This window comes from Cupriavidus sp. 2KB_3, from assembly GCF_052115685.1.
Taxonomy (GTDB): domain Bacteria; phylum Pseudomonadota; class Gammaproteobacteria; order Burkholderiales; family Burkholderiaceae; genus Cupriavidus; species Cupriavidus campinensis.
On record NZ_JBFRHD010000001.1, the window covers coordinates 329,567 to 353,403 of the forward strand.

Genomic DNA, 23,837 nt, shown 5'->3' on the forward strand with positions numbered 1-23,837 from the left:
CCAGTAAGCCAGTAAATCGTTTTGTTTTTACCCCTCTCCCGGTGCCGGGAGAGGGCGTATCCCGCACCTCAGCGCAGCATCCTGCGCCTCAGCAGCACCAGCGCCACCAGCAGCGCGGCCACGGCGTACACCGCCAGCACGGCCAAGTGCAATCCCCCATGTTCCACCGGACGGCCCAGCATCAGCGGGCGGATCAGCGCCACCGCGTGGGCCAGCGGCAAGACCTGCGTCGCGGCCTGGGCGCCGGCCGGCAATTGCTCGAGCGGGAAGAACACGCCCGAGAGCAACAGCATCGGCGTCATCACCAGCGTCTGGTAGAACATGAAGAAGTCGTAGCTTGGTGCCAGCGCCGTGACGATCATCGCCAGGCTCGCGAAGGCGATGCCCGCCAGCACGATCACCGGCAGCGCCGCCAGCGCGCCCGGGAACTGCGCATAGCCCAGCGCGCCCGCCACCAGCATGATCGCCACGCCGGACAGCACGGCCTTGCTGGCGGCCCAGAGTATCTCGCCCAGCACCACGTCACCCAGCGTCAGCGGGGCATGCATGATGGCCTCCCACGTGCGCTGCACGTGCATGCGCGAGAACGCGGAGTACATCGACTCGAAGCTCGCCGACATCATCACGCTCGACGCCGTGGTGCCCGCTGCCAGGAAGGCGATATACGACACCCCATGCACCTCCCCGACCAGCAGGCCCAGCCCCAGACCGAGCCCGAACAGGTAGATCATGGGGTCGGCCAGGTTGCCGATCATCGACGGGATGGCGAGCTTCTTCCACACCATGAAGTTGCGATACCAGACCATCATCCAGTTGCGCGCGTTGCGCGGCAGCAGCGGCTGGGGATAGTGCTGGCGGGGCGGTGGGGCGGGGCGGGGCGCGTTGGCCGTCACGTCGGGCGTGCGGGGGTCCTGTTCGCTCATTTCAGTCTCTCATGTCGCGGCCGGTCAGCTTGAGGAACACGTCCTCGAGGTTGGCCGGCCGGTGCAGGTAGCGCACGCTGCCATTGCCGTGCAGCGCGGCCAGCAGCGGGCCCGGTTCGCGCACGTAGCAGAACAGCGTCTCGCCCCGCATCTCGGTCCGTTCGGCCAGCGGCGTCACACGGTGTCGCAGCGGCTCCAGTTCGTCGCCGTAGATCTCCACCACGTCGCAGCCGATCTCCCGGTCGATGAGTTCGTGGGGCTTGCCTTCGGCAATCTTGCGGCCGCCGTCGATCACGCAAAGGTGATTGCAAAGGCGCTCGGCTTCTTCCATGAAATGCGTGGTCAGCAGGATGGTCTTGCCCGCCGCGATCAGGGACTTCAGCCGCTCCCAGATCAGATGGCGCGCCTGCGGGTCCAGGCCGGTGGTCGGCTCGTCCATCACCAGCAGGTCCGGATCGTTGATCAGGGCCCGCGCCACGGTCAGGCGGCGGCGCATGCCGCCGGAGAGGTCACGCACCTGCGCGTCGGCCCGGTTCTCCAGCCGCGCAAAATCCAGCAGCATCGGCACGCGCCGCGATATCTCGGCCGATGACAGGCCGAAATATCGCCCGAAGATACGCAGGTTCTCGATCACGGAAAAATCCGGGTCGAGGTTGTCGAACTGCGGCACCACGCCCACGCGCATGCGCGCCTGCGGTGCCCGCTGCGGAATCGGCTCCCCGCACAGCATGAGCGTGCCGGAGGCCGGCGTGGTGAGACCCAACAGCATGCGCAGCGTGGTGGTCTTGCCGGCGCCATTGGGGCCGAGCAGGCCGAAACACTGGCCACGCTGGACTTCGAGGTCGAGGTTGTCGACGACAACCGTGTCGCCATACAGCTTGCGCACGTTGCGCATCTGCAGGATGGGAGGGGTGGCAGCAGTCAAGGCGAAGGCCCGGTGAGTGCGATCCCGCCATTATGCCGGTTTGCAGGTATCGTTCCGGAGTGCGGGGCCAATTCCCCGCGATGACAGGGGAGACAAGATGAGCGTGGAAGACGTGCTGGCCCAGTGGCAGGCCGACGAGGAGCGTGTGCGTGCGCAACTGGCGCCGGTGGGGCTGATTACGCGCGACCAGTTGCGCGCGCGCTCCGGGGCGGAGTTCTTTGACGATATCCTGAGCGGCAAGCTGCCGGGGATCCCCATCGGCAATCTGGTCGGCTTCCTGCCGGTGGCGTTCGAGGTGGGCCGTGTGGTGTTCCAGGGCACCCCGGGGCCGGAGCACTACAATCCCCTTGGCACCGTGCATGGCGGCTACGCGGCCACGCTGCTTGATTCCTGTGTGGGATGTGCCGTACACAGCATGTTGCCGGCCGGCAAGGGCTATACGACGCTGGAGCTTAAGGTGAACTACGTGCGCCCGCTGACCAGCAACACCGGCCCCGTGCGCGCGGAGGGCAACGTCGTAAGCCTGACCAACCAGATCGGCATTGCTGAAGGGCGGCTCACGGACGCGCAGGGCAAGCTCTACGCCTACGCCACCACCACATGCCTGCTGTTCCCGCTGCCGGCCTGAATGACAGCTAAGAGGAGAACACCATGACGTTTGAACACTGGTTGGCGTTCGCGCTGACGAGCCTGGTGCTGCTGATTATTCCGGGGCCAACGATTCTGCTCGTGATTGGCGATGCACTCGCCCATCGGGGCCGCAGTGCGTTTGCCACGGTGGCAGGGGTGGCGGCGGGGGATCTCACGGCCTTCACGCTGTCGATGGCCGGCCTGGGTGCCGTGCTGGCGGCTTCGGCCACACTGTTCACGGCGCTGAAGTGGGCCGGGGCGGCCTATCTGGTCTATCTGGGCGTGCAGGCGTTGCGTTCGGCCAGCCGCGCCAGTGCGCTCGACGTGCCGGCGCAGGCGGGCAGCGCAGGACAGCGTTTTGCCAAGGCGTGGCTCGTGACGGCGTTGAACCCGAAGAGCATCGTGTTCTTCGTGGCATTCGTGCCGCAGTTCCTGGATGCGCATCAGGCATTCTGGCCGCAAGCAGCGGTGCTGATCCCGACCTTCGTGGTGCTGGCCAGCGCCAACGCCATGGTCTACGCGCTGCTGGCGCGCTCGCTGGCCGGCCGGCTGACCACGCGCCGGGCGCAGTCCAATGTGCAACGTGCCGGGGGCATAACACTCATCGGGGCGGGCGCGCTGATCGCCACGCGCACCTGATGACCTGATCGGGTGAGCCGGGACGAAAAAAAACCGCCAGCATGCTGGCGGTTTTTTTATGCAATGCGCGAATCAGTAGAGCTTCTTCGGCAGCATTTGCATGCGCAGACGCTTACGCAGACGCGACTCGGCAGCCTTCTTCTTGCGCTTGCGCTCGGTCGTCGGCTTTTCGTAGGCGGTGCGGCTCTTCAGTTCCACGATCAGGCCAGTCTGCAGAATGGCGCGACGGAAACGACGCATTGCAACTTCAACGGGTTCACCCGGTTTCAGAACGATCTTAGTCAACTCAGTCCTTTGAGGGAATGCCGCGGGGCGGCGGGTTCATACGAGGGGGAAACGTCGTCGCCGTGGGGCTCCGGAGCCTTCTGCGACGGTGGTATTGCACGCTGCGGCGAATGCCGAGGTGCGCCCCCGTCGAACCTGCAAGCTTGGACCGGGGTCCGGACTGCCAGTGTCAGGGGTGAAGGGCCAAATTTTCCTACGTAGTAAAAAACTTGGCGGGATACCTGTTTCCTTGGATATTGCGCAAATGATACGCCGGTAAGCTTTTACAGGTATACGAGCCTGGAGTCAAGATCAAGGCGCGCACGGGGCGCATATATGCGAAAAATGCGGGAAAAAGTGCCCGATAGGCCGTGCGAAGCCAAGGGTGGCGCTGCGCCCGCAAAGGGGGGGGGCCACGCGCCGCGAAGGCCCGCGCCAAAAGATCGCAGACGCGGCAGGGTGTTGCGAGTGGTGAGCAGAAAACAAAAAAGCCAGCAGGCGCTAACCTGCTGGCTTCTGTATTTCTTGGCTCCCCGACCTGGGCTCGAACCAGGGACCTACGGATTAACAGTCCGGCGCTCTACCAACTGAGCTATCGGGGAACAGCTGAGAAAGAAATTATAACCAGCTTCTCTTCGTTTCGTCAACAACTTTTCGACGTTTTCTTATCCATCGAAACCTGCTGCAAAAACTCTGGTTCGCCTTGAATCCGGCCTGCAGCGGGCGTTTCCGCCGTTTGCTGCGTGTCGTGTTCGACAGCGAGGCCGCATTATAGCGAGCTTTTGGATTTGTGCAAACAAAAAAACCGCCCGAAGGCGGTCTTTTTGCATCGGCACATCGACAAGCTTAGTCGAACACCGGCGATTCCACGCCGAGGATCTTGTGCAGCTTCGGCGAAGTCGTCGTGTACTGCATGTGGATCTTCTTCTCGGGGAAGATGTACGGGGCAGCGCCGAACGCGGCCAGCGCGCACTCGTGGAAGCCCGACAGGATCAGCTTCTTCTTGCCCGGGTAGGTGTTGATGTCGCCCACGGCAAAGATGCCCGGGATGTTCGTCTGGAACTTCTCGGTATCCACCTTGATCTGCTTGCGCTCCAGCTCGAGGCCCCACTCGGCGATCGGGCCGAGCTTCGGCGACAGGCCGAAGAACACCAGCAGGTCGTCCAGCGGCAGGCGGCGCGTGACGCCATCGGCACCCGTGACCTTGATTTCGGTCATCAGGCCGTCGCGCTCCTCGTAGCCGCTGATCTGGCCCACCAGGAACTGCATCTCCATCTGTTCGCACAGTTCCTTCATCTTGGCGACCGATGCCGGTGCGGCGCGGAAGCCGTCGCGACGGTGGATCATCACCACCGACTCGGCCTTGCCGACCAGGTCCAGCGTCCAGTCCAGCGCGGAATCACCGCCGCCCACGATGACCAGGTTACGGCCGTGGAAGCGGCTCGGATCCTTCACGCGGTAGAACAGCTGCTTGCCGTCGAACTTGTCGATGCCTTCCACCTTCACGGTACGCGGCTGGAACGAACCCACGCCGGCGGCGATGAAGATGGTCTTGGTGATGAAGCGCGTGCCGGTCGAGGTCTCGACGAAGAAGCGGCCGTCCTCGCGGCGCTCCACGACGGCGACTTCCTGGCCCAGGTGGAACGTGGGCTCGAACGGCTCGATCTGCTTGAGCAGGTTGTCGGTCAGCTCCTGGCCCGTGCAGATGGGCACGGCCGGGATGTCATAGATGGGCTTGTCCGGGTACAGCTCCACGCACTGGCCGCCCACTACCTTGAGCGAGTCGATCACGTGCGCCTTGATTTCGAGCAGACCCAGTTCGAAGACCTGGAACAGGCCAACGGGGCCGGCGCCAACGATCAGCGCGTCGATTTCCAGCGGCTGGCCGCCGGGATTGCCGCCGGCCTGCTGGGTCGCGTCGGCCACGGGATTTGGAATGCTCAAGTCCATATTCGTCCTGATACGTTTGTGGGCACGCTGTGCCCGGTATTGCGGAAAGCGCGCGGGGACGGCTTTCTTGTTGTGTTGGCGGCAGGCTTCAGCGCTGCAGGTATTGCAGCTTGTCGGTGGCGTCCTTCCATTCCTCGGCCTCGGGCAGCGGGGCCTTGGTCTTGGTGATGGACGGCCACGAACGGGCCAGTTCGGCGTTCAGATCAATAAAATTCTGCTGATCGCCGGGGACGTCTTCCTCGGCATAGATCGCGTTGACCGGGCACTCGGCCACACACACGGCGCAGTCGATGCATTCGTCGGGGTCGATGGCCAGGAAGTTCGGGCCTTCGCGGAAACAATCGACCGGACACACATCAACGCAGTCGGTGTAGCGGCAACGGATGCAGGATTCGGTGACAACGTGAGTCATTTCGGTTCCAAAAAGCGGATCGGTCTTCGATGGGAAACAGTTCAGGCCACTTGTGGTGCCGCCGCGCCCGGCCGCCGGACACGCGCGCACGCGCATGTCAATCGGTGGATGTCGGGGCGCACGGGGGCCGTGGCCTTTCAAAGACCGATATTGTATCCGAGCCTTCCCGCAAGGATAGCGAGTCTATATAGCCGGGTCAGATAGTTTTCTTATTTCTTTATGTGCTTTTGGGTGCAAGCCGGGCGAAAGCGGCCCAAAATCGCCCTGGCAGCCGCCTGTTGCGCCACGGAAGGCGCGCGACGGACTAGTATTCCCCTGTATGGCCCGGGGGCTTTCGGGTCATTTTTTCGCCTTCTTGCTCGATTTCCGGGACGCGCCATGCCCATTTCGCACCGCCTGACCTGCCTGCTGATCGCCATTTCGCTGGCGCCGGCCGCCGGCGCGCAGCCGATGGGCGCGGGTCGGGGCAACAATATGGCCGATAGCGTTGTCTCGCGGCTCGTGGCATGGCGGGCGCGCACCGACCAGCCGGTGGCACTGGCCGCGCTAACCGCCTTCGACTGGGACAGCTTCAGCGTGGTGCGGGCTCCGGCTGGCGACAGCATGGCCAACTGCAGCCGCGAGGGCCTGGTGCCGTGCGGGCCGGAGCTGCATCCGCCGCCGGGCGCGCAGGTGCAGGTGCTGCGCTTCGACCGGGCCGGCCAGCAGGTCTATCAGGAGCGGATCATGGTGCCATCGGGCAATTTCGCCGATCCGCTGCCATCCGCCATCAGCCGCGCGCGGGCCACGCTGGTCACCTGCGCCGAGGGCGGCGGGCCGCCACTCTGGTGCCTGCAGTCGGGCGCGCAGCCGGGGGTGCCGTCCGACCTGCGCTGGCTCGATGGCAGCTAGCCCATCCCCGGGCCATCCCTGGCCATTCGGCCAGTTTCGGTTAGCATGTGGGCCTCGTCTCCGGCATGCCGTTTGCGCCACGCTATGATCATCCGCTCCCTGCTAGACACCGACCTGTACAAGTTCACGATGATGCAGGTGGTGCTGCACCGCTTCCCGCAGGCCCAGGTCGAGTACCGGTTCAAGTGCCGCAACGCGGGCGTTGACCTGACCCCGTATATCGACGAGATTCGCGCCGAAGTCGCCAGCCTCTGCCAGCTGCGCTTCACAGAGGAAGAGCTCGACTACCTGCGCAGCATGCGCTTCATCAAGAGCGATTTCGTCGATTTCCTGGCCCTGTTCCACCTGAGCGAGAAGCACGTCGCGATCACGCCGTCCGAGAAGGGTGGCGGTGAGATCGACATCACGATCCGCGGCCCGTGGCTCCATACGATCCTGTTCGAGGTGCCCTTGCTGGCCATCGTCAACGAGGTCTATTTCCGCCGCACCCAGCCGGCACCGGACCTGGCCGAGGGCCGCCGGCGCCTGGAGGCCAAGCTCGCGCTGCTGAAGGCGGCGCCCTACGCCGACTGCGTGATCGCCGACTACGGCACCCGCCGGCGTTTCTCGGGCGACTGGCAGGAGGAGGTGCTGCTGACCGCGCGCGGCATCCTCGGCGCGCAGCTTGCCGGTACCAGCAACGTCCACTTCGCGCGGCTGCACAACATGACCCCGCTTGGCACCATGGCCCACGAGTACCTGCAGGCCTGCCAGGCGCTCGGCCCGCGCCTGCGCGACTCACAGGTCTACGCGCTGGACAACTGGGCGCAGGAATATCGCGGCGACCTGGGCATCGCGCTGTCCGATACTTATGGATTCGATGCCTTCCTGCGCGATTTCGACCTCTTCTTCTGCAAGCTGTTCGACGGCGTGCGGCACGATTCGGGCGATCCGCTCGAGTGGGGCGAGCGCATGCTCGCGCATTACGCCTCCCACCGCGTGGATCCGCGCGGCAAGACGCTGATCTTCAGCGATGCGCTGAACATCCCCAAGGTCATCGAGCTGTACGAGCGCTTCCGCGGCCGCTGCAAGCTGGCCTTCGGCGTGGGCACCAACCTGACCAACGACCTCGGCTACACGCCGCTCCAGATCGTCATCAAGATGGTGCGATGCAACGGCCAGCCCGTGGCCAAGCTCTCGGACACGCCCGAGAAGACCATGTGCGACGACCCCGGCTACCTGGCCTACCTGCGCCAGGTGTTCGCGATTCAGCCCCCGGCTTAACAACATTCACGCCCGGCGGCGCCCGCGTGCCGGCGCGGCCTTCTATAATCGGCCAGCCTCAGGAACCGGACCCCTTACGCCATGGAAACCAACGCCGCCCGTGACCGCATCTTCGCCCGCATCCGCGCCGCCCAGGGCAGGGGGGCCACGGTGACTCCCGGCGAGCGCGAGGCCGTGGACGACTATCTCGCACGCCATCCGCAGGGCCCGCAGCCGGCCATCGCCGCCGATCGCGTTGAGGCGTTCAGCCTGCAGGCGCAAAAGATGGCCTCCACCGTGGAGCGCGTGGCCACGCTGGCCGACGTGCCGGGCGCCGTCTCGCGCTATCTGGACGGCCTGGGCCTCGTGCGCCGCGCCGTGGCGTGGGACAGCCTGGGTGACCTGCCGTGGCAGGCACAGGGGCTGGACGTGGCATGCCGGCCGCCGGCGCGCGATCCGCAGGTCGATCATGACCATGGCGACCTCGTCGGCATCACCGGCTGCTTCGTGGCGATTGCCGAGACCGGCTCGCTGATGCTGTTGTCGGGGCCGCAAACCTTTGCCTCGGCGGCGCTGCTGCCTGAGACCCATATCGCCGTGGTGCCGGTCTCGCGCATCGTGGCGAACCTGGAGGAAGCCTTCGCGCGCATGCGTGCCGAGCACGGCCAGCTGCCCCGCGCCACCAATGTCATCAGCGGCCCGTCGCGCACGGGCGACATCGAACAGACCATCGTCCTCGGCGCCCACGGCCCGTACCGCGTGCACGTGATCCTCGTCGACCAGGACTGAGGGCTGGGCTCGGGCCCGGCCAGGCGTCACATTCCGGGTTATTCCGGCAGCATTTTCAGACCAGTCTCAAAAGGGTTTGCTTTACACTGGCCGCTTTCGAGACGAGGAGAAACTGCCCGATGATGCGACGCGCACGACGTGCCATGGCACCGTGGTCCACCGCGATGCTTGCGGTCATTGCCCTGTTTCCGTCCCTGGCCGGTGCCGCCGAGATCGATGGCGCCACGCTGTCGCCGCTCTGGGGCGTGCCGTTTGCCGGTGTCCTGCTGTCCATCGCGCTGTTCCCTCTACTGGCCCCGCACTTCTGGCACCACCACTATGGCAAGGTGGCTGCGGCCTGGGGCGCGCTGTTCCTGGTGCCGTTCGCGATGCAGTTCGGTATCTACGCCGCCGTGGCCAACACGGTGCACGCGTTGCTGGGCGAATACATCCCGTTCATCATGCTGCTGGGGTCGCTCTACGTGGTGGCCGGCGGTATCTGCCTGCGTGGCAACCTGCACGGCACGCCCAGGCTGAACACCGGCATCCTCGCGCTCGGGACCGTGCTGGCCAGCCTGATGGGCACCACCGGCGCGGCGATGCTGCTGATCCGGCCGCTGCTGCGCGCCAACGACAACCGCCGCCATGTGGCACACGTGGTGGTGTTCTTCATCTTCCTGGTGGCCAACGCGGGCGGCTCGCTGACGCCGCTCGGCGATCCGCCGCTGTTCCTGGGCTTCCTGAAGGGCGTGGAGTTCACGTGGACGCTACGCAACATCTTCCCCGAGACGGCGTTCCTGTGCGTGGCGCTGCTGGCGCTGTTCTATGTGGTGGACCGCCACTACTTCCTGAACAAGGAAGAAGAGCTGCCGCTGGCGCAGGACCCGACGCCGGACTCCAAGCGCCTTCAAATCGACGGCAAGATCAACTTCCTGCTGCTGCTCGGCGTGCTGGCACTGGTGCTGATGAGCGGGCTGTGGAAGCCGGGTATCGCGTTCGACGTGATGGGCACCGAAGTCACGCTGCCGGCGCTGGTCCGTGACGTGATGCTGGTGGTGATTACCATCGTGTCGCTGATCGCCACGCCGCATAGCGCGCGCAGCGGCAACGAGTTCAACTGGGAGCCCATCCTCGAAGTCGGCAAGCTGTTCGCGGGCATCTTCCTGACCATCATCCCGGTTATCGCGATGCTCAAGGCCGGCACCGACGGTGCGTTCGCGGCGGTGATCCATGCGGTCAGCGATTCCTCCGGCAAGCCTATCGACGGCATGTACTTCTGGGCGACCGGTATCCTGTCCTCGTTCCTGGACAACGCACCGACCTACCTGGTGTTCTTCAACACCGCCGGCGGTGACCCGGCCACCCTGATGACGCGCGATGCCTCGACGCTCGCCGCCATCTCGGCCGGCGCAGTGTTCATGGGCGCCAATACCTATATCGGCAATGCCCCCAACCTGATGGTGAAGGCCATTGCCGAAAGCCGCGGCGTGCGCATGCCGAGTTTCTTCGGCTACATGGCGTGGTCCGGTACCGTGCTGCTGCCGCTGTTCCTGGTGATGACGTTCCTCTTTTTCCACGTGTGACTGCCATGAAGCCCTCCGTCCTCGTTACCCGCGCGATCTATGCCGACGTCGTCGATCGTCTTTCGCAATATTTCGATGTCGACAGCAACCAGGAAGACCTGGTGCTGGATGCCGCCGCGCTGAAGGCCCGCCTCGCGGGCAAGGCCGGCGTGCTGGCCAATGCCGCGGACAAGATCGACGGCGCGGTCGTCGCAGCGCTGCCGCAGCTGCGCGCTGTGTGCAACATGGCGGTCGGCTACAACAATCTCGACGTACCAGCCCTGACCGCCGCCGGCGTGGTGGCGACCAACACGCCCGACGTGCTGACGGAGACCACGGCCGACTTCGGCTGGGCACTGCTGATGGCCACCGCCCGCCGCGTGACGGAGTCCGAGCACTACCTGCGCGCCGGCAAGTGGAAGCGCTGGAGCTATGACATGCTCGTGGGCATGGACGTCTACGGCAGTACGCTCGGCATCCTCGGCATGGGCCGCATCGGACAGGCGCTGGCCCGTCGCGCAGCCGGCTTCGGCATGAACGTGCTGTACCACAACCGCAGCCAGTTGCCCGCCGAGACCGAGCGCGCGCTCAATGCGCGCTATGTCAGCAAGGCGGAACTGCTCGCGCAGACGGATCACCTCGTGCTGGTGCTGCCGTACAGCCCCGAGAGCCATCACGCGATTGGCGCAGCGGAGCTGGCGGCGATGAAGCCGACCGCCACCCTGATCAACCTGGCGCGCGGCGGCATCGTCGATGACGCCGCGCTGGCCGCCGCGTTGCGCAACGGCCAGATCTTCGCCGCCGGTCTGGATGTGTTCGAAGGTGAGCCGAGCGTCCACCCTGATCTGCTGACGGTACCAAACGTGGTGTTGACGCCGCATATCGCGAGCGCCTCGGAGAAGACACGCCGCGCGATGGCCAATCTGGCCGCCGACAACCTTATCGCGGCACTCGATGCCGGCCCCAAGGCGGGCCATCCGCCTTCGGTGATCAACCCAGAGGTCATGGCCCGCCGCCGCTGAATCGGATGTTCCTGAATTGATGACATTGATTTCCGTCCTGACGCTTGCCACCGCCATCGTGGCAGTGGTCCTGCTGGCGGTGCTGCTGTGGCGCTCGCGCGCCGGGGCTGCATCCGCGGAACTGCTCGATGGTCTTGACCGGCTGGAGCGCGTGCTGCGTGGCGAAGTGAGCGCGGCCGCCCGCGATGGCCGCGATGAATCCGGCCGGCAGATGCTGCGCTTCCAGCAGACCTTGTCGGCGCACCTGACCAGTATTGCCACGGTGCAGAACCAGCAAATCGCGCAGATGTCCGAGTCCAACGACCGCAGGCTGGCCGAGGTGCGGGCGACGCTCGAGCAGAAGCTGCGCGACATCGAGGCGAACAACGCCGCGAAACTGGAGGAAATGCGACGCACCGTGGACGAGAAGCTCCATGCGACGCTCGAGCAGCGGCTGGGCGAGTCGTTCAAGCTGGTGTCGGACCGGCTGGAGCAGGTGCATCGCGGCTTGGGCGAGATGCAGATGCTGGCGCAGGGCGTGGGCGATCTCAAGCGTGTGCTGACCAACGTCAAGTCGCGCGGCACGTGGGGCGAGGTGCAGCTTGAAATGCTGCTGGAACAGATCCTGACGACGGACCAGTACGGCAAGAATGTCGAGACCGTGCGCAATTCCGGGGCGCGGGTCGAGTTCGCGATCCGGCTGCCGGGCCGCGACCCGTCCAGTGGCCCGGTCTGGCTCCCGATCGATGCGAAGTTTCCGAAGGAGCAGTACGAGCGCCTTGTTGATGCCCAGGAGCATGGTGACGTGGACGGCGTGGCTGTGGCGGGGCGTGAGCTTGAGGTGGCGTTGCGCCGGGAGGCGCAGTCGATTGCCGAGAAATACCTGGCGCCGCCGGCTACCACCGACTTCGCAATCCTGTTCCTGCCAACCGAGGGGCTTTACGCCGAGGTGCTGCGCCGCCCGGGCCTGACGGACCTGCTGCAGCGGGACTTCCGCGTGACCGTGGCCGGGCCGACCACGCTGACCGCGCTGCTCAACAGCCTGCAGATGGGGTTCAGGACGCTGGCGCTGGAGAAGCGCTCCAGCGAGGTGTGGGAGGTGCTGGGCGCCGTCAAGACCGAATTCGGCAAGTTTGGCGAGGTGCTGGCCAAGACGCGCGATACGCTGGTGCGTGCCGCGCGCAATATCGAACAGGCCGAGGTGCGGACCCGCCAGATGGAGCGGAAGCTTCGCACGGTGGAAGCGCTGCCCGGGGAACTTGCCGAACAGCTATTGGGAACCGCCGCAACGGCGGGTGCGTCGGAGGCAGTGCAACCGCCTCCGCTACAGGATGACGCCAGCGCGGCCCAAGCCGCCAATGGCGACGTTACTGGTGATCTTCGGGCGTGAGTTCGCGCACGTGCACTTCGATGCCGCCGAAGCGGGCGGCCACCCAGTTGTAGGCCTTGCAGCCGAGCCACAACAGGCCGAAGCCAATCAGTGCGTTCAGGATCAGCGCGGTGAAAACCGTAATCCCCGGCAGGTCGCCATAGCGGATAAAGGCCACGAACAGGCCCATTGCCACGATTGGCACCGAGAAGCACAGATAGACCAGCACCAGTGCGCGCGCGGTCTTGACGGGGTGGAGGTACGCGATCTCCTGATTCATGACGACAGACAAGATATTGGGGGGGGTGATTTTTCGTGCTGCAAGTGTAGCGACTGGGGCTTGCGACGCATAGTCCGTCACTCGCGGGGCGTACAAAAAACGACAGCGCAACGTGTGCTGTCATACGATGACTGCCGATTTGATCATTGATTCGGCTCATCAATGCGTCGCACCTATGCTTCGGGCGTTCCGCATGGCGGACTGCAACAAATTACATCAGCCCGTCGAACAGCATCACCTCGACCAGATCACCGGCGGCAACGGCGTCCTGCTCGTGGCCCAGCACGATGAAGCAGTTCGCCTCGCTCATCGACCGCAGCACGCCAGAGCCTTGCTGGCCCGTGATCCGGACTTCCCAGCTGCCATCGGCAGTCGGCGCCAGGATGCCGCGCTGGTATTCCGTGCGGCCGGGCTTCTTGCGGATGGCGGCCGCGCTGCGCACGCGCATCAGGGGCAACGGCGGCACGTTGGCACCCATCTGCCGGTGCAGCGCGCCGCGCACGAAGTGGTAGAAGGTGACCATCACGGCCACGGGGTTGCCGGGCAGGCCGAACAGCAGGGCCTCCCGGCCGTTCGACGCAATGCGTCCAAATGCCATGGGGCGGCCCGGGCGCATGGCGATCTTCCAGAATGTGACATCGCCCAGCCGCGCCATGATTTGCTTGGTGTAGTCGGCTTCGCCCACGGACACGCCGCCAGACGTGATCACCGCATCGGCGTTTTCGCAGGCGCTGCGGAACGCGGCCTCCAGCGCGGCGGGGTCGTCACGGACCACGCCCATGTCGATCAACTCGACATTGAGCCGCCGCAGCATGCCGTGCAGCGTGTAGCGGTTGGAGTCGTAGACGCAGCCGGGGTCGAGCGGCTCGCCAATTGAGCGCAGTTCATCGCCCGTGGAGAAGAACGCCACGCGCAGGCGCCGCCGCACCTTGATTTCGGCCACGCCGAGCGAGGCCAGCAGGCCAAGGTCCGCCGGTTGGAGAATGCGGCCGGCGGCGAGTGCCGCCTGACCGCGGGCCAGGTCTTCGCCGCGCAGCCGGCGGTTGTCACCGGGGCGCACGGCATCGGCCGCAAAACGGATCTGGTTGCCGCCTTCCTGCACGTCCACGAATTCCTGCGGCACCACGGTGTCGCAGCCATCGGGCATGATCGCGCCGGTCATGATGCGCACCGCCTGGCCCGCGGTGGGCGCCGTGTCGCACGCGTTGCCGGCGTAGGCCGTGCCGATGACTTCCAGGACGACGTCGCCGCCGGCTGCCAGCGCCGCGCTCTGGAAGGCGTAACCGTCCATCGCCGAGTTGTCGTGGGCGGGCACGTCTATGGGCGAGATCACGTCCTCGGCCAGCACCCGGTCGAGCGCGGAGCGAAGCGCCAGTTGCTCGGTGCCGCGCACCGGCTCAACCACCTGGCCGATGATCGCGTTGGCCTGGGCCACGGGCAGGGCGGTTGGGTCGTAGTCGGAGAGGCAGGAAATGACGGATTGCAGGGATGGCATGAGCAGTCTGCGGCGAAAAGAAGCGAAAACGGCGAGAAAGGGCGGAAACGCGGATAGAACCGCGGGTAGGACGGATGCCCGAGTCTAACCCGCGTGGTGCGTTCAGCGCGCCTCGTGTATGCGTAGTTCGTCCAGCGTATTGATGTTGGCGAACGCGTCGGCGTCGGGGAATGGCACCTCTGCCAGCCGGTGGCTGGCCGCCCAGGTCTCGATCTTGCGCCCGCCGCCATTGATGTAGGTGATCAGGCTGTCGAGCGCCGTGACCGGCATCAGGCAGAACACCGGCTGGGTTTGCCGATGCCCGTCGGAGTCCACCGTGACCGGAATCGCCATCTCGGCGCCTTCGGCCTCGATCGCCTGCGCCAGCCGTTCGACGAGGTCGGTGGGCAGGAACGGGGTGTCGCACGGCGCCGTGACGAGCCAGCCGGTGCTGCATTGCTCGAGCCCGGCCATCATGCCGGCCAGCGGCCCGGCGAAGTCGGGCACGGAATCGGTGACCACGGGCACGCCGAACGACTCGTAGGCGGCGAGATTGCGATTGGCGTTGATCAGCATCGCGCCAGTTTGCGGCGTCAGGCGCATCAGTGTGTGCATCGCCATTGGCACGCCGCGCAGCGGTTGCAGGCCCTTGTCGGTGCCGCCCATGCGGCTGCCCCGGCCGCCGGCCAGGATCAGGCCCGTGATGTCTTCGCGTGCGATCATGACTTTCGGAAAGTTGTGAGGCGGCGCCGGTGACCGGGATGGCCCGGGTCAGCCGCCAATGTAGGACATCTCGATCTTGCGTTCGGCGCGCGCCAGGCGTACGGCCGGATCGCCCCGCTGCTCGGAATAGTTGTCGGTGCGGCCCTGCCAGACCTGGGCGATGGCATTGGCGATCTCCAGGTCGCTGTGGCCGCCGCGCAGCAGCGCACGCAGGTCGTAGCCCTCGGTGGCGAACAGGCACAGGTACAGACGGCCCTCGGTGGACAGGCGGATGCGGCTGCAATCGCCACAGAACGCGTGCGTCACGCTCGATATCACGCCGATTTCGCCCGCGCCATCGCGATAGCGCCAGCGCTCGGCTGTCTCGCCCGAGTAATTGGCGGGAATCACCTCGAGCGGAAACACCTCGTCAATCCGCCGCACTACGTCGGCGGAAGGTAGTACTTCGTCCATTTGCCAGTGGTTGCTGGCGCCAACGTCCATGAATTCAATGTAGCGGACGATGATGCCGCTGCCGCGGAAATGGCGGGCCATGGGCACGATTTCGGCGTCGTTGGTGCCGTGCTTGACCACCATGTTGACCTTGATCGGCGCCAGGCCGACGGCCTGGGCGGTCTCGATGCCGTCCAGAACGTCGCGCACCGCGAAGTCAACGTCATTCATCTTGCGGAACGTGGCGTCGTCGATGGCGTCCAGGCTCACGCTCACGCGCGACAGGCCGGCATCGCGCAGCGACTGCGCCTTGCGCCCCAGCAGCGACGCATTGGTGGTCAGCGTCAGGTCCAGCGGCTTGCCCGAGACGGTTTCGATGCGCGCCAGCATTTCAACGAGTTTTTCGATGTTCTTGCGCAGCAGCGGCTCGCCGCCGGTCAGCCGGATCTTCTCCACGCCCTGCGACACGAACACGCGCGCAGCGCGTTCGATCTCCTCGAAGCTCAGCAGTTCGGAGTGCGGCAGGAAGGTGTAGTCCTTGTCGAACACCTCCTTGGGCATGCAGTACACGCAGCGGAAGTTGCAGCGGTCCGTCACCGAGATGCGCAGGTCGTGCAGCGGCCGGCCGCGGGTGTCCGCCACGAGGCCAGTAGGTGTGTCGAGGCGGGACGGAATGCTTGGCACCATCGAGCGATAGCGATGGTCGCGCAGGTCGAGGATGGGAATGACGGTGTCGGTCATGGCCTGGGGGTGGCGATGCCGCTCTCCGGCGCGATGTGTGCATCCGGGGCGGTTCTGCCTGCATTCTAGCCGAGGAGGCTGACGCGCCGGCGGCGACCGTGCACTTCGCGGGGGCACAGTGGGGTATTGGCGGCGGCAGTACAGTCATGTGATGCATACATCATGTGAGGTGACCCATGAAAAAAGGGACGGCCGAAGCCGTCCCTTTTTTCGTGTTGGCTGCCAGCTTGCGCTGGCCGACCTTACTGCTGTTGCTGCTGCTGGTCGCGCTGACCGCCGGTCTCGACCAGGACCATCGGACCTTCCGGCAGCGGGGGCAGCGGCTTGCGCTCGCGCTGCACGCGCGGGGCCGGTGCCACGTTGGCGGCGGCGGACTGGGCGGCTTGCAGCTTGGCGTTGTCTGTCTCCACCCACTGGAGGCCGGCCGAAGCCAGCATCGGCTCGAGGGCATCGGCACGCAGCGGGGCGGCGGCCGGTGCTGCCACCGGGGTCGGCGCGACGGCAGGCGTCACGATGACCGGCTCGGCAACGACCGGGGCGGCTTCGACGGGTGCCGGTGCCGGGGCTTCCACCACCGGAGCGGTGTAGACCGGCGCTGGCGTCACAACCGGCGCGGCTTCGGGGGCGCTGACCGGTGCGAAGACCGGCTCGGCCACCGGGGCCGGGCTCACGGGCTGGGCCGGCTGGCTCGGCTGGGCGTAGGCGGCCGGTTCCACGCGGGCCACGGTTTCCACCGTTTCACGCGTCTCGCGGATTTCCACGGCTTCCGTAACCTCGGCGACTTCCGCCACCTGGGCCACGCGGGGCACCTCAGCCACCTGGGCCACGGCAACCGGCTCCGGCTGTGCCACGACTTGCGGTGCAGCCTGGGCCGCCACCGGTGCGAATTCCGTCTCGGTTACGCCTGCGGCCACTTCGGCCAGGTTGGACGTGTCGTTGGCATCGCCGTTTTCGCCATCGGCGCCTTGCACACCATCTTCGCGGTCGCGGCGGTAGCGGTTACGGCCGCGACGGTTGCGGCGGCGGCGCTCTTCGCCCTCTGCACCTTCCGTTGCCACGGCTTCCAGGCCTTCCGGCAGTTCGGTCGCGGCGGCGGCTGCCACCACGGCCACGGCCGGGGCGGCTTGCGCAGCCTCGAATGCGGTCTGCGGTGCGCCTTCGACGTTCAGGGCTTCCTCGGTCTCGCGGGTGTCGCCACGCTCACGCTGCCGTTCGCGCTGACGCTCGCGGCGTTCCTGATTGCGCTCACGGCGATTGCCTTCCTGACGGGCTTCGCCACCCTCGGGCTGACGGGCGATGGCCGGCGTGGCCTGCTGGCCTTCGCGCGGGGCGCGTGCCGGACGCTCACCGCGCTCGGTGCGTTCGCCACGTTCAGTCCGCTCGCCACGTTCGGCACGATCACCGCGTTCCGCGCGCTCACCACGCTCGGCGCCGCGTTGTTCGCCGCGTTCGCCACGCTGGCCACGGCCCTGGCGCTCGCCACGCTCGCCGCGTTCACCACGCTGTTCGCGATCACCGCGCTCGCCACGTTCACCACGCTCGCCACGGCCCTGGCCACGGCCTTCGCCGCGACTTTCGCCACGCTGGCCGCGTTCGCGGCGGCCATCGCCGCGTGCCTGGGCGTCAGCGGCCGGCTTGGCCGGCTCTGCCACCGGGGCGGCGGCCGGACGTGCACCGAACAGGCCCTTCAGCCAGGCGATGAAACCGCCGGCGGCCACGGGCTGCGTGGCCGGTACCGGACGTGCGGCAGCGGCTTCGGGGCGCGGGGCGCGCTCGGGGCGGGGCACCGACACCGGCGCCGGCGCGTCGGGCGTAATGCCCTTGACGGCGGCTTCCTGGCGCGGACGTGCATCTTCCTTCTTGCGGCTGCTGTAGCTCGTGTCCGCCTCGAGTTCCTTGGCGGCGGCCTCGGCCATGCGATAGCTGGCCGTGGATTCCTCCAGGCGCGGATCGTCGTGGCGCAGGCGCTCCAGCTTGTAGTGCGGGGTTTCCAGGTGCTTGTTGGGGATCAACAGCACGTTCACCTTGAAGCGCAGCTCGATCAGGTTGATTTCCTGACGCTTCTCGTTCAGCAGAAAAGCGGCCACTTCCACCGGCACCTGGCAGTGGATGGCGGCCGTGTTTTCCTTCATCGCCTCTTCCTGGATGATGCGCAGCACCTGCAGGGCGGACGATTCGGTATCGCGGATGTGACCTGTTCCATTGCAGCGCGGGCAGGTGATGTGCGAGCCTTCCGACAGCGAAGGACGCAGGCGCTGGCGCGACAGCTCCATCAGGCCGAAGCGGCTGATCTTGCCCATCTGCACGCGGGCGCGGTCGTGGCGCAGGGCGTCCTTCAGGCGCGTTTCCACGTCCTTCTGAGCCTTGCTGGACTCCATGTCGATGAAGTCGATCACGATCAGGCCGCCCAGGTCGCGCAGGCGCAGCTGGCGGGCGATCTCGTCGGCCGCTTCCAGATTCGTGCGCAGCGCCGTTTCCTCGATGTCCGCGCCCTTGGTGGCACGGGCCGAGTTCACGTCAACGGAAACCAGGGCTTCGGTATGGTCGATCACGATGGCGCCGCCGGACGGCAGCATCACCATGCGGGAATAGGCGGACTCGATCTGGTGCTCGATCTGGAACCGCGAGAACAGGGGCACGTCGTCCCGGTACTTCTTCACGCGGTTCATGTTGTCAGGCATGACCACGCTCATGAAAGCGCGTGCCTGTTCATAGATCTCGTCGGTATCGATCAGGATTTCGCCGATATCGGGCTGGAAATAGTCGCGAATGGCACGGATGACCAGGCTCGATTCCAGATAGATCAGCAGCGGGGCCTTGTTGTCGCCGGCGGCGCCGTCGATGGCCTTCCACAGTTGCAGCAGGTAGTTCAGGTCCCACTGCAGTTCCTCGGCCGCGCGGCCGATGCCGGCGGTGCGGGCGATGATGCTCATGCCGTCCGGCACGGTCAGCTGGCCCATCGTCTCGCGCAGTTCCTGGCGGTCCTCGCCCTCGATGCGGCGCGAGACGCCACCGCCACGCGGGTTGTTCGGCATCAGCACCAGGTAGCGGCCGGCCAGCGAGATGAAGGTGGTCAGGGCGGCGCCCTTGTTGCCGCGCTCTTCCTTCTCGACCTGGACGATCAGTTCCTGGCCCTCGTGCAGGGCGTCCTGGATGCGCGCGTTGCGCACGTCCACGCCGTCCTTGAAGAACGCGCGGGCCACTTCCTTGAACGGCAGGAAGCCGTGGCGCTCTTCGCCGTAGTTGACGAAGCAGGCTTCCAGCGAGGGCTCGATGCGGGTGATGACGCCCTTGTAGATGTTGCCCTTGCGCTGCTCGCGCCCGGCGGTTTCGATGTCGATATCGATCAGTTTCTGACCATCGACGATCGCGACGCGCAATTCTTCCTGTTGCGTCGCGTTGAACAGCATGCGTTTCATCGCAATACCTCACTCCAGTGTCGCGGAAGTCACACGAAAGGTGTCCGCGACGATCCATGGAGCACGCGAGGAAATAGAGTGGGGGCGGGAGAATTGCCGGAGTCGCCGGCGCGCAATACGACGCGGCCGGACGGGGCGCGGGTGAAAGAGAGAGGCTGTCGACGTCTAGGCAGGCGTCCGCTGGGTCGGGGAGAGCGCCATGGCACTGCTCCTGATACAGCGACTTGCGGCGGATGCCCGGAATGGCCGGGGGCGATGCGGCAACGCACAATGCAAACGGCACTGGCTTCGCGGCATCGCGGCCGGCCGGGAATGGCCAAGACGCGTCAAAGAGCAAGTTTTCCGGACGCGGCAAGCGGGGCCGAATGTCAACCTGACCTGTCTCCTGGCGGGCGCGCCGCTGCTTCTTGGAGTTCTGCGACCGGGCGCCGGTAATACGACTAGCCGATATTGCAGGTCGGTTGGCAGGCTCGCCTGCCGGCCGGCACCGATTTCCCGGTGCGGGCGGTCTTCTCTCACCGATGGGGATGCCTGTCGGGCATCCCCATTGAATTCTGTTCTACCTGGATCACTCTGTTTCCACGTGCCCGCCGTTTCTCGCCGAAGCCGCCTCTGGGCAACTTCCTGCGCGCCGGCGTGGCGCGTGCGTGCTGCTGATTTCCACCATTTGCCCATCTGGCGCCTGCGGGGTACGCAAAATGCGGGAGACGGGCCGGGTTGGTGGCAACCCGAAGTGTAAAATGCGTGATCCTGCGCGGATATTGGTGGCAATCCTCATCGGTCTCGTCACCCGCCAGCCCAACTTGGGCCCGCGCCTATATTGCTCACAGAATCGCTTACACAGGTCGTGCGCTGCCGGTCTTTGGCCGGGACAGCCGGGAAATTATATTGAAAATGAATGAGTTACGCCATCAAATTGAAAAGGAGCCGCGCGTCGCGCCCGGCGCGCTCCAAGTGGCGTACGTCACGGTGGACGAAAGTGCCGAGGGCCAGCGCATCGACAACTTCCTGCTGAAGGTCTCCAAGGGCGTGCCCAAGAGCCATATCTACCGGGTCTTGCGCTCGGGCGAAGTACGCGTGAACAAGGGCCGGATCGATGCCACTTACCGTCTGAAGCTGGGCGATGTGATCCGGATCCCGCCCATGCGGGTGGCGGAAAAGGCACAGGACGACGGGGTGTTCGTGCCTTCGTCGGAATTCCCGATCCTGTTCGAGGATGCCTGGCTGCTGATTATCGACAAGCCGGCCGGCGTGGCCGTCCATGGCGGCTCGGGCGTGGCCTTCGGGGTGATAGAGCAGTTGCGGCGCGCGCGGCCCGAGGCGAAGTTCCTGGAACTGGTGCACCGGCTGGACCGCGAGACGTCCGGCATCCTGATCCTGGCGAAGAAGCGCTCTGCGCTGGTGCACCTGCATGAGCAGATGCGTGGCACCGGCATGGACAAGCGCTACTTCGCCTGCGTGGCCGGCGAATTCCAGAACACGCGGCAGCACGTCAAGCTCCCGCTATATAAATACAGCACGCCCGATGGCGAGCGGCGCGTGCGCGTGCAGGCTGATGGGCTGACCGCGCACACCATCTTCAACAAGGTGGAGGCGTTCCAGGGCTACACCCTGCTCGAGGCCGAACTGAAGACCGGCCGCACGCACCAGATCCGGGTGCACTTGCAGGCGTCCGGTTTCCCCATCGTCGGCGATGAGAAGTATGGTGATTTTGCGCTCAACAAGGCACTTTCTCGCAGCAATGCCAAGCCCGGCATCAAGCGGATGTTCCTGCACGCGCACCGGATGACGCTGGCGCACCCGTCCACGGGCGAGCCGCTGACCGTTTCAGCGCCATTACCCGCCGAGTGTGTTGATTTTCTGCAACAATTGCGTCAGCACCGCGCGGCGGACTGACGCGTCGCATCGCCGCCTCCGCAGCCGCCACACCACTTTCCGCATCGACCAAGGACCTCAATGGCCAGGCAGCGCTTCGACCTGATCGTCTTCGACTGGGATGGAACCCTTATGGATTCCACCCCGACCATCGCCAAATGCATCCAGCTGGCCAGCCGCGACCTGGGCCTGCCCGTGCCTGATGACAGCGCCGCGAGCCACGTGATCGGCCTTGGGCTGAAGGACGCGCTGTCCTATGCCGTGCCCACGCTCGACCCGGCCGACTATCCGCGCCTGGCGGAGCGTTACCGCTACCATTTCCTCACGCGCGATGCGGACCTCGTGCTGTTCGACGGCGTGCGCGAGATGCTCGAGGCCCTGCACGGCGAGCACTATTTTCTCGGCGTGGCCACGGGCAAGACGCGCGTGGGGCTGGAGCGGGCGCTGGCGGCCACCGGCCTTGGCAAGCTGTTCGATGGCACGCGTTGCGCCGACGAGACGTTCTCCAAGCCGCACCCGGCCATGCTGCAGGAGCTGACGCGCGAGCTGGGCCAGGACGTGGCGCGCACGGTCATGGTGGGCGATACCACCCATGACCTGCAGATGGCGGTCAACGCCGGCGCGCACGGCCTGGGCGTCTGCTACGGCGCGCATCCGGCCGATTCGCTGCGCGCGATGGCGCCGGTGCACTGCGCCACGTCGATCGCCGATCTCCAGGACTGGCTGCTCACGCATGCCTGAAGCCGGCCAGCCACTGCACCGCGTGTGCGCCAGCGACGAACTCGTCGATGGCGGGGCCGGCGTGCGGTTCTCCGTGCGCCTGGAAGCGCGCGAGATCGGCGCATTCGTGGTCCGTTTCGACGGCGTGGCGCACGCCTACCTGAACCAGTGCGCGCACGTACCGATGGAGTTGGACTGGCAGGAGGGGCAGTTTTTCGATAGCGCGGGCCTATACTTGATGTGCGCGACACATGGCGCGGTTTATGCGCCAGACACCGGCCTTTGCGTGGGCGGCCCTTGCCGGGGCGCCGCGCTGGCCAAGCTCCGGACCGAGGAACGCGAGGGTGCTGTCTACTGGCTCCCCGAACCGCCTTTTTACCCGCCCGACGCCACCTGAATGATCCGCCGGGCCGCCGTCTGATTTTATCGAGTCCATCGCATGACAGAACAGCAAAAACCGCCGGTCGAACCGGGTCAAACGCAAGACGAACACAAGGCCGACGACAGTCACCGCCTGGAAACGGCGGCGCAGGCCGATTTTCCGCTCGAGCAGGAGCTGCGTGCCGGGGAGGACGCGGCGCGGCGCGAGGCCGACGAGCGCCGCGCGCGCCTGAGCGGGCAGGGCGGAGCCGCCCCGGTGGGTGGCGGCAGCGCCACCGGTGGCTGGGAGCGCGACGTGCTGGAGAAGGTGCTGATGGCCACGCTGCGCGAACAGCGCGCGGCACGGCGCTGGAAGATCTTCTTCCGGCTGGTGGTGCTGGGCATCCTGGCGCTGATCCTGTACGCGGTAATCGACTTCAAGGGCGATGGCATCGCCAGCACCGCGGGGCGCCATACCGCGATGGTGTCGCTGGAAGGCGAGATCGCGGCGGGCACGCCGGCGGGTGCGGACTCGATCAATGCTTCGCTGCAGGCCGCCTTTGCCGATACCAACGCGGCCGGCGTGATCCTCAAGATCAATTCGCCGGGTGGCTCGCCGGTGCAGGCGGGCATCATCAACGACGAGATCAAGCGCCTGCGCACCGTGTATCCGGGCAAGCCGTTCTACGTGGTGGTGGAGGAAATCTGCGCCTCCGGCGGCTACTACGTGGCGGCGGCGGCCGACAAGATCTATGTGGACAAGGCCAGTATCGTCGGCTCGATCGGCGTGCTGATGGACGGCTTCGGCTTCACCGGCTTGATGGAGAAGCTCGGCGTGGAGCGCCGGCTGTACACCTCGGGCGCCAACAAGGGCATGCTCGACCCCTTCTCGCCGCAGGTGCCGCGCCAGAAAGCCTATGCCGAGACCATGCTCAAGGAGATCCACCAGCAGTTCATCGACGTGGTAAAGGAAGGCCGCGGCGACCGGCTGAAGGATGATCCGGACCTGTTCTCGGGCCTGTTCTGGTCCGGCGAGCGCGCCGTGGCGCTAGGTCTGGCCGATGGCGTGGGGAGCGCCGACTACGTGGCGCGCGACCTGTTCAAGGCCGAGGATATCGTCGACTACACGGTCAAGGAAAACATCGCCGAGCGCGTGGCCAAGCGGTTTGGCGCGGCCATGGGCAGCGCGGCGATGAAGACCATGATGATGTCGACCGGCGCGCAGTCGCTACGGTAG

General features: G+C 66.0%; 22 protein-coding genes and 1 tRNA gene. 12 read left to right on the forward strand and 11 right to left on the reverse strand.

Annotation, left to right across the window (positions count from 1 at the left end):
- Positions 1-68 precede the first annotated feature (68 nt).
- On the reverse strand, positions 69-923 hold the full coding sequence (locus AB4120_RS01550) for an ABC transporter permease (protein ID WP_441641774.1): 855 nt from the start codon (positions 921-923) through the stop codon (positions 69-71).
- Position 924: 1 nt separating this feature from the next.
- Complete coding sequence (gene nodI / locus AB4120_RS01555) at positions 925-1,818, reverse strand: nodulation factor ABC transporter ATP-binding protein NodI (RefSeq protein WP_262389641.1); 894 nt, start codon at positions 1,816-1,818, stop codon at positions 925-927.
- A 127-nt stretch (positions 1,819-1,945) separates the two neighbouring features.
- Here nodI and AB4120_RS01560 point away from each other — a divergent pair, with 127 nt between their 5' ends.
- Positions 1,946-2,476, forward strand: coding sequence for a PaaI family thioesterase (locus AB4120_RS01560; protein ID WP_144199378.1), 531 nt, complete (start codon positions 1,946-1,948; stop codon positions 2,474-2,476).
- 23 nt (positions 2,477-2,499) lie between these two features.
- Positions 2,500-3,117, forward strand: a complete 618-nt coding sequence (locus AB4120_RS01565) for a LysE family translocator (protein WP_149135557.1) — start codon at positions 2,500-2,502, stop codon at positions 3,115-3,117.
- A 72-nt stretch (positions 3,118-3,189) separates the two neighbouring features.
- On the opposite strand, the gene rpsU is transcribed toward AB4120_RS01565, so the two are convergent.
- The 4 genes from rpsU to fdxA form a co-directional block, all read right to left on the reverse strand.
- Positions 3,190-3,402: a 30S ribosomal protein S21 gene (rpsU, locus tag AB4120_RS01570; protein ID WP_029044331.1), complete on the reverse strand. Its 213-nt coding sequence runs from the start codon at positions 3,400-3,402 to the stop codon at positions 3,190-3,192.
- Between the two features lie 505 nt (positions 3,403-3,907).
- A tRNA-Asn gene (locus AB4120_RS01575) sits at positions 3,908-3,983 on the reverse strand.
- A gap of 244 nt (positions 3,984-4,227) precedes the next feature.
- Complete coding sequence (locus AB4120_RS01580; RefSeq protein WP_092290087.1) at positions 4,228-5,331, reverse strand: NAD(P)/FAD-dependent oxidoreductase; 1,104 nt, start codon at positions 5,329-5,331, stop codon at positions 4,228-4,230.
- Positions 5,332-5,419: 88 nt separating this feature from the next.
- The gene (fdxA, locus tag AB4120_RS01585; protein WP_149137476.1) at positions 5,420-5,743 is read right to left on the reverse strand and encodes a ferredoxin FdxA; all 324 of its coding nucleotides are present in this window, start codon (positions 5,741-5,743) and stop codon (positions 5,420-5,422) included.
- Positions 5,744-6,121: 378 nt separating this feature from the next.
- Between fdxA and AB4120_RS01590 the strand changes: the two genes are divergently transcribed.
- The 6 genes from AB4120_RS01590 (at position 6,122) to rmuC (ending at position 12,597) form a co-directional block, all read left to right on the forward strand.
- On the forward strand, positions 6,122-6,634 hold the full coding sequence (locus tag AB4120_RS01590) for a hypothetical protein (RefSeq protein WP_149135559.1): 513 nt from the start codon (positions 6,122-6,124) through the stop codon (positions 6,632-6,634).
- An 84-nt stretch (positions 6,635-6,718) separates the two neighbouring features.
- Positions 6,719-7,897, forward strand: coding sequence for a nicotinate phosphoribosyltransferase (gene pncB, locus AB4120_RS01595; RefSeq protein WP_441641775.1), 1,179 nt, complete (start codon positions 6,719-6,721; stop codon positions 7,895-7,897).
- An 81-nt stretch (positions 7,898-7,978) separates the two neighbouring features.
- Positions 7,979-8,665: a LutC/YkgG family protein gene (locus AB4120_RS01600; protein ID WP_441641776.1), complete on the forward strand. Its 687-nt coding sequence runs from the start codon at positions 7,979-7,981 to the stop codon at positions 8,663-8,665.
- A gap of 122 nt (positions 8,666-8,787) precedes the next feature.
- On the forward strand, positions 8,788-10,227 hold the full coding sequence (locus AB4120_RS01605) for a sodium:proton antiporter (protein WP_149137477.1): 1,440 nt from the start codon (positions 8,788-8,790) through the stop codon (positions 10,225-10,227).
- Positions 10,228-10,232: 5 nt separating this feature from the next.
- Complete coding sequence (locus AB4120_RS01610) at positions 10,233-11,228, forward strand: 2-hydroxyacid dehydrogenase (RefSeq protein ID WP_441641777.1); 996 nt, start codon at positions 10,233-10,235, stop codon at positions 11,226-11,228.
- Positions 11,229-11,247: 19 nt separating this feature from the next.
- Complete coding sequence (gene rmuC, locus AB4120_RS01615) at positions 11,248-12,597, forward strand: DNA recombination protein RmuC (protein WP_441641778.1); 1,350 nt, start codon at positions 11,248-11,250, stop codon at positions 12,595-12,597.
- Here rmuC and AB4120_RS01620 read toward each other — a convergent pair.
- From AB4120_RS01620 to AB4120_RS01640, 5 genes are all read right to left on the reverse strand, one after another.
- Positions 12,575-12,856, reverse strand: coding sequence for a hypothetical protein (locus AB4120_RS01620; RefSeq protein WP_092290069.1), 282 nt, complete (start codon positions 12,854-12,856; stop codon positions 12,575-12,577). The two genes, rmuC and AB4120_RS01620, sit on opposite strands and share 23 nt — an antisense overlap.
- Positions 12,857-13,067: 211 nt before the next feature.
- Complete coding sequence (gene moeA / locus AB4120_RS01625) at positions 13,068-14,351, reverse strand: molybdopterin molybdotransferase MoeA (RefSeq protein WP_149135563.1); 1,284 nt, start codon at positions 14,349-14,351, stop codon at positions 13,068-13,070.
- A gap of 102 nt (positions 14,352-14,453) precedes the next feature.
- The gene (gene mobA, locus AB4120_RS01630; RefSeq protein ID WP_441641779.1) at positions 14,454-15,053 is read right to left on the reverse strand and encodes a molybdenum cofactor guanylyltransferase MobA; all 600 of its coding nucleotides are present in this window, start codon (positions 15,051-15,053) and stop codon (positions 14,454-14,456) included.
- 48 nt (positions 15,054-15,101) lie between these two features.
- Positions 15,102-16,226: a GTP 3',8-cyclase MoaA gene (gene moaA, locus AB4120_RS01635; protein ID WP_149135565.1), complete on the reverse strand. Its 1,125-nt coding sequence runs from the start codon at positions 16,224-16,226 to the stop codon at positions 15,102-15,104.
- A 242-nt stretch (positions 16,227-16,468) separates the two neighbouring features.
- Positions 16,469-19,645, reverse strand: coding sequence for an Rne/Rng family ribonuclease (locus AB4120_RS01640; protein ID WP_441641780.1), 3,177 nt, complete (start codon positions 19,643-19,645; stop codon positions 16,469-16,471).
- Positions 19,646-20,539: 894 nt separating this feature from the next.
- On the opposite strand from AB4120_RS01640, the gene AB4120_RS01645 reads away from it, so the two are divergent.
- From AB4120_RS01645 to AB4120_RS01660, 4 genes are read left to right on the forward strand one after another with little or no spacing between them, the layout of a single operon-like run.
- Entirely contained in the window at positions 20,540-21,541 is a 1,002-nt protein-coding gene (locus AB4120_RS01645) for an RluA family pseudouridine synthase (protein WP_441641781.1), read from the forward strand.
- A gap of 60 nt (positions 21,542-21,601) precedes the next feature.
- Positions 21,602-22,261 carry an HAD-IA family hydrolase gene (locus AB4120_RS01650; protein WP_149135568.1) on the forward strand — a complete coding sequence of 220 codons (660 nt, stop codon included), beginning with the start codon at positions 21,602-21,604 and terminating at the stop codon, positions 22,259-22,261.
- Positions 22,254-22,637 (forward strand): Rieske (2Fe-2S) protein, encoded by a 384-nt coding sequence (locus tag AB4120_RS01655; protein WP_441641782.1) that lies wholly within the window; start codon positions 22,254-22,256, stop codon positions 22,635-22,637. Before AB4120_RS01650 ends, AB4120_RS01655 begins: the two co-directional genes overlap by 8 nt.
- Positions 22,638-22,679: 42 nt before the next feature.
- On the forward strand, positions 22,680-23,837 hold the full coding sequence (locus AB4120_RS01660) for a S49 family peptidase (protein WP_441641783.1): 1,158 nt from the start codon (positions 22,680-22,682) through the stop codon (positions 23,835-23,837).

Bases quoted from the DNA above. Each gene is read 5' to 3' on its own strand.
- moaA (WP_149135565.1), bottom strand. From the start codon at position 16,226: ATGACCGACACCGTCATTCCCATCCTCGACCTGCGCGACCATCGCTAT.
- AB4120_RS01610 (WP_441641777.1), top strand. From the start codon at position 10,233: ATGAAGCCCTCCGTCCTCGTTACCCGCGCGATCTATGCCGACGTCGTC.
- AB4120_RS01645 (WP_441641781.1), top strand. From the start codon at position 20,540: ATGAATGAGTTACGCCATCAAATTGAAAAGGAGCCGCGCGTCGCGCCC.
- mobA (WP_441641779.1), bottom strand. From the start codon at position 15,053: ATGATCGCACGCGAAGACATCACGGGCCTGATCCTGGCCGGCGGCCGG.
- pncB (WP_441641775.1), top strand. From the start codon at position 6,719: ATGATCATCCGCTCCCTGCTAGACACCGACCTGTACAAGTTCACGATG.
- AB4120_RS01655 (WP_441641782.1), top strand. From the start codon at position 22,254: ATGCCTGAAGCCGGCCAGCCACTGCACCGCGTGTGCGCCAGCGACGAA.
- AB4120_RS01580 (WP_092290087.1), bottom strand. From the start codon at position 5,331: ATGGACTTGAGCATTCCAAATCCCGTGGCCGACGCGACCCAGCAGGCC.
- fdxA (WP_149137476.1), bottom strand. From the start codon at position 5,743: ATGACTCACGTTGTCACCGAATCCTGCATCCGTTGCCGCTACACCGAC.
- AB4120_RS01660 (WP_441641783.1), top strand. From the start codon at position 22,680: ATGACAGAACAGCAAAAACCGCCGGTCGAACCGGGTCAAACGCAAGAC.
- AB4120_RS01640 (WP_441641780.1), bottom strand. From the start codon at position 19,645: ATGAAACGCATGCTGTTCAACGCGACGCAACAGGAAGAATTGCGCGTC.
- AB4120_RS01550 (WP_441641774.1), bottom strand. From the start codon at position 923: ATGAGCGAACAGGACCCCCGCACGCCCGACGTGACGGCCAACGCGCCC.
- AB4120_RS01620 (WP_092290069.1), bottom strand. From the start codon at position 12,856: ATGAATCAGGAGATCGCGTACCTCCACCCCGTCAAGACCGCGCGCGCA.
- AB4120_RS01600 (WP_441641776.1), top strand. From the start codon at position 7,979: ATGGAAACCAACGCCGCCCGTGACCGCATCTTCGCCCGCATCCGCGCC.
- rmuC (WP_441641778.1), top strand. From the start codon at position 11,248: ATGACATTGATTTCCGTCCTGACGCTTGCCACCGCCATCGTGGCAGTG.
- nodI (WP_262389641.1), bottom strand. From the start codon at position 1,818: ATGCGCAACGTGCGCAAGCTGTATGGCGACACGGTTGTCGTCGACAAC.
- AB4120_RS01565 (WP_149135557.1), top strand. From the start codon at position 2,500: ATGACGTTTGAACACTGGTTGGCGTTCGCGCTGACGAGCCTGGTGCTG.
- AB4120_RS01560 (WP_144199378.1), top strand. From the start codon at position 1,946: ATGAGCGTGGAAGACGTGCTGGCCCAGTGGCAGGCCGACGAGGAGCGT.
- moeA (WP_149135563.1), bottom strand. From the start codon at position 14,351: ATGCCATCCCTGCAATCCGTCATTTCCTGCCTCTCCGACTACGACCCA.
- AB4120_RS01590 (WP_149135559.1), top strand. From the start codon at position 6,122: ATGCCCATTTCGCACCGCCTGACCTGCCTGCTGATCGCCATTTCGCTG.
- AB4120_RS01650 (WP_149135568.1), top strand. From the start codon at position 21,602: ATGGCCAGGCAGCGCTTCGACCTGATCGTCTTCGACTGGGATGGAACC.
- AB4120_RS01605 (WP_149137477.1), top strand. From the start codon at position 8,788: ATGCGACGCGCACGACGTGCCATGGCACCGTGGTCCACCGCGATGCTT.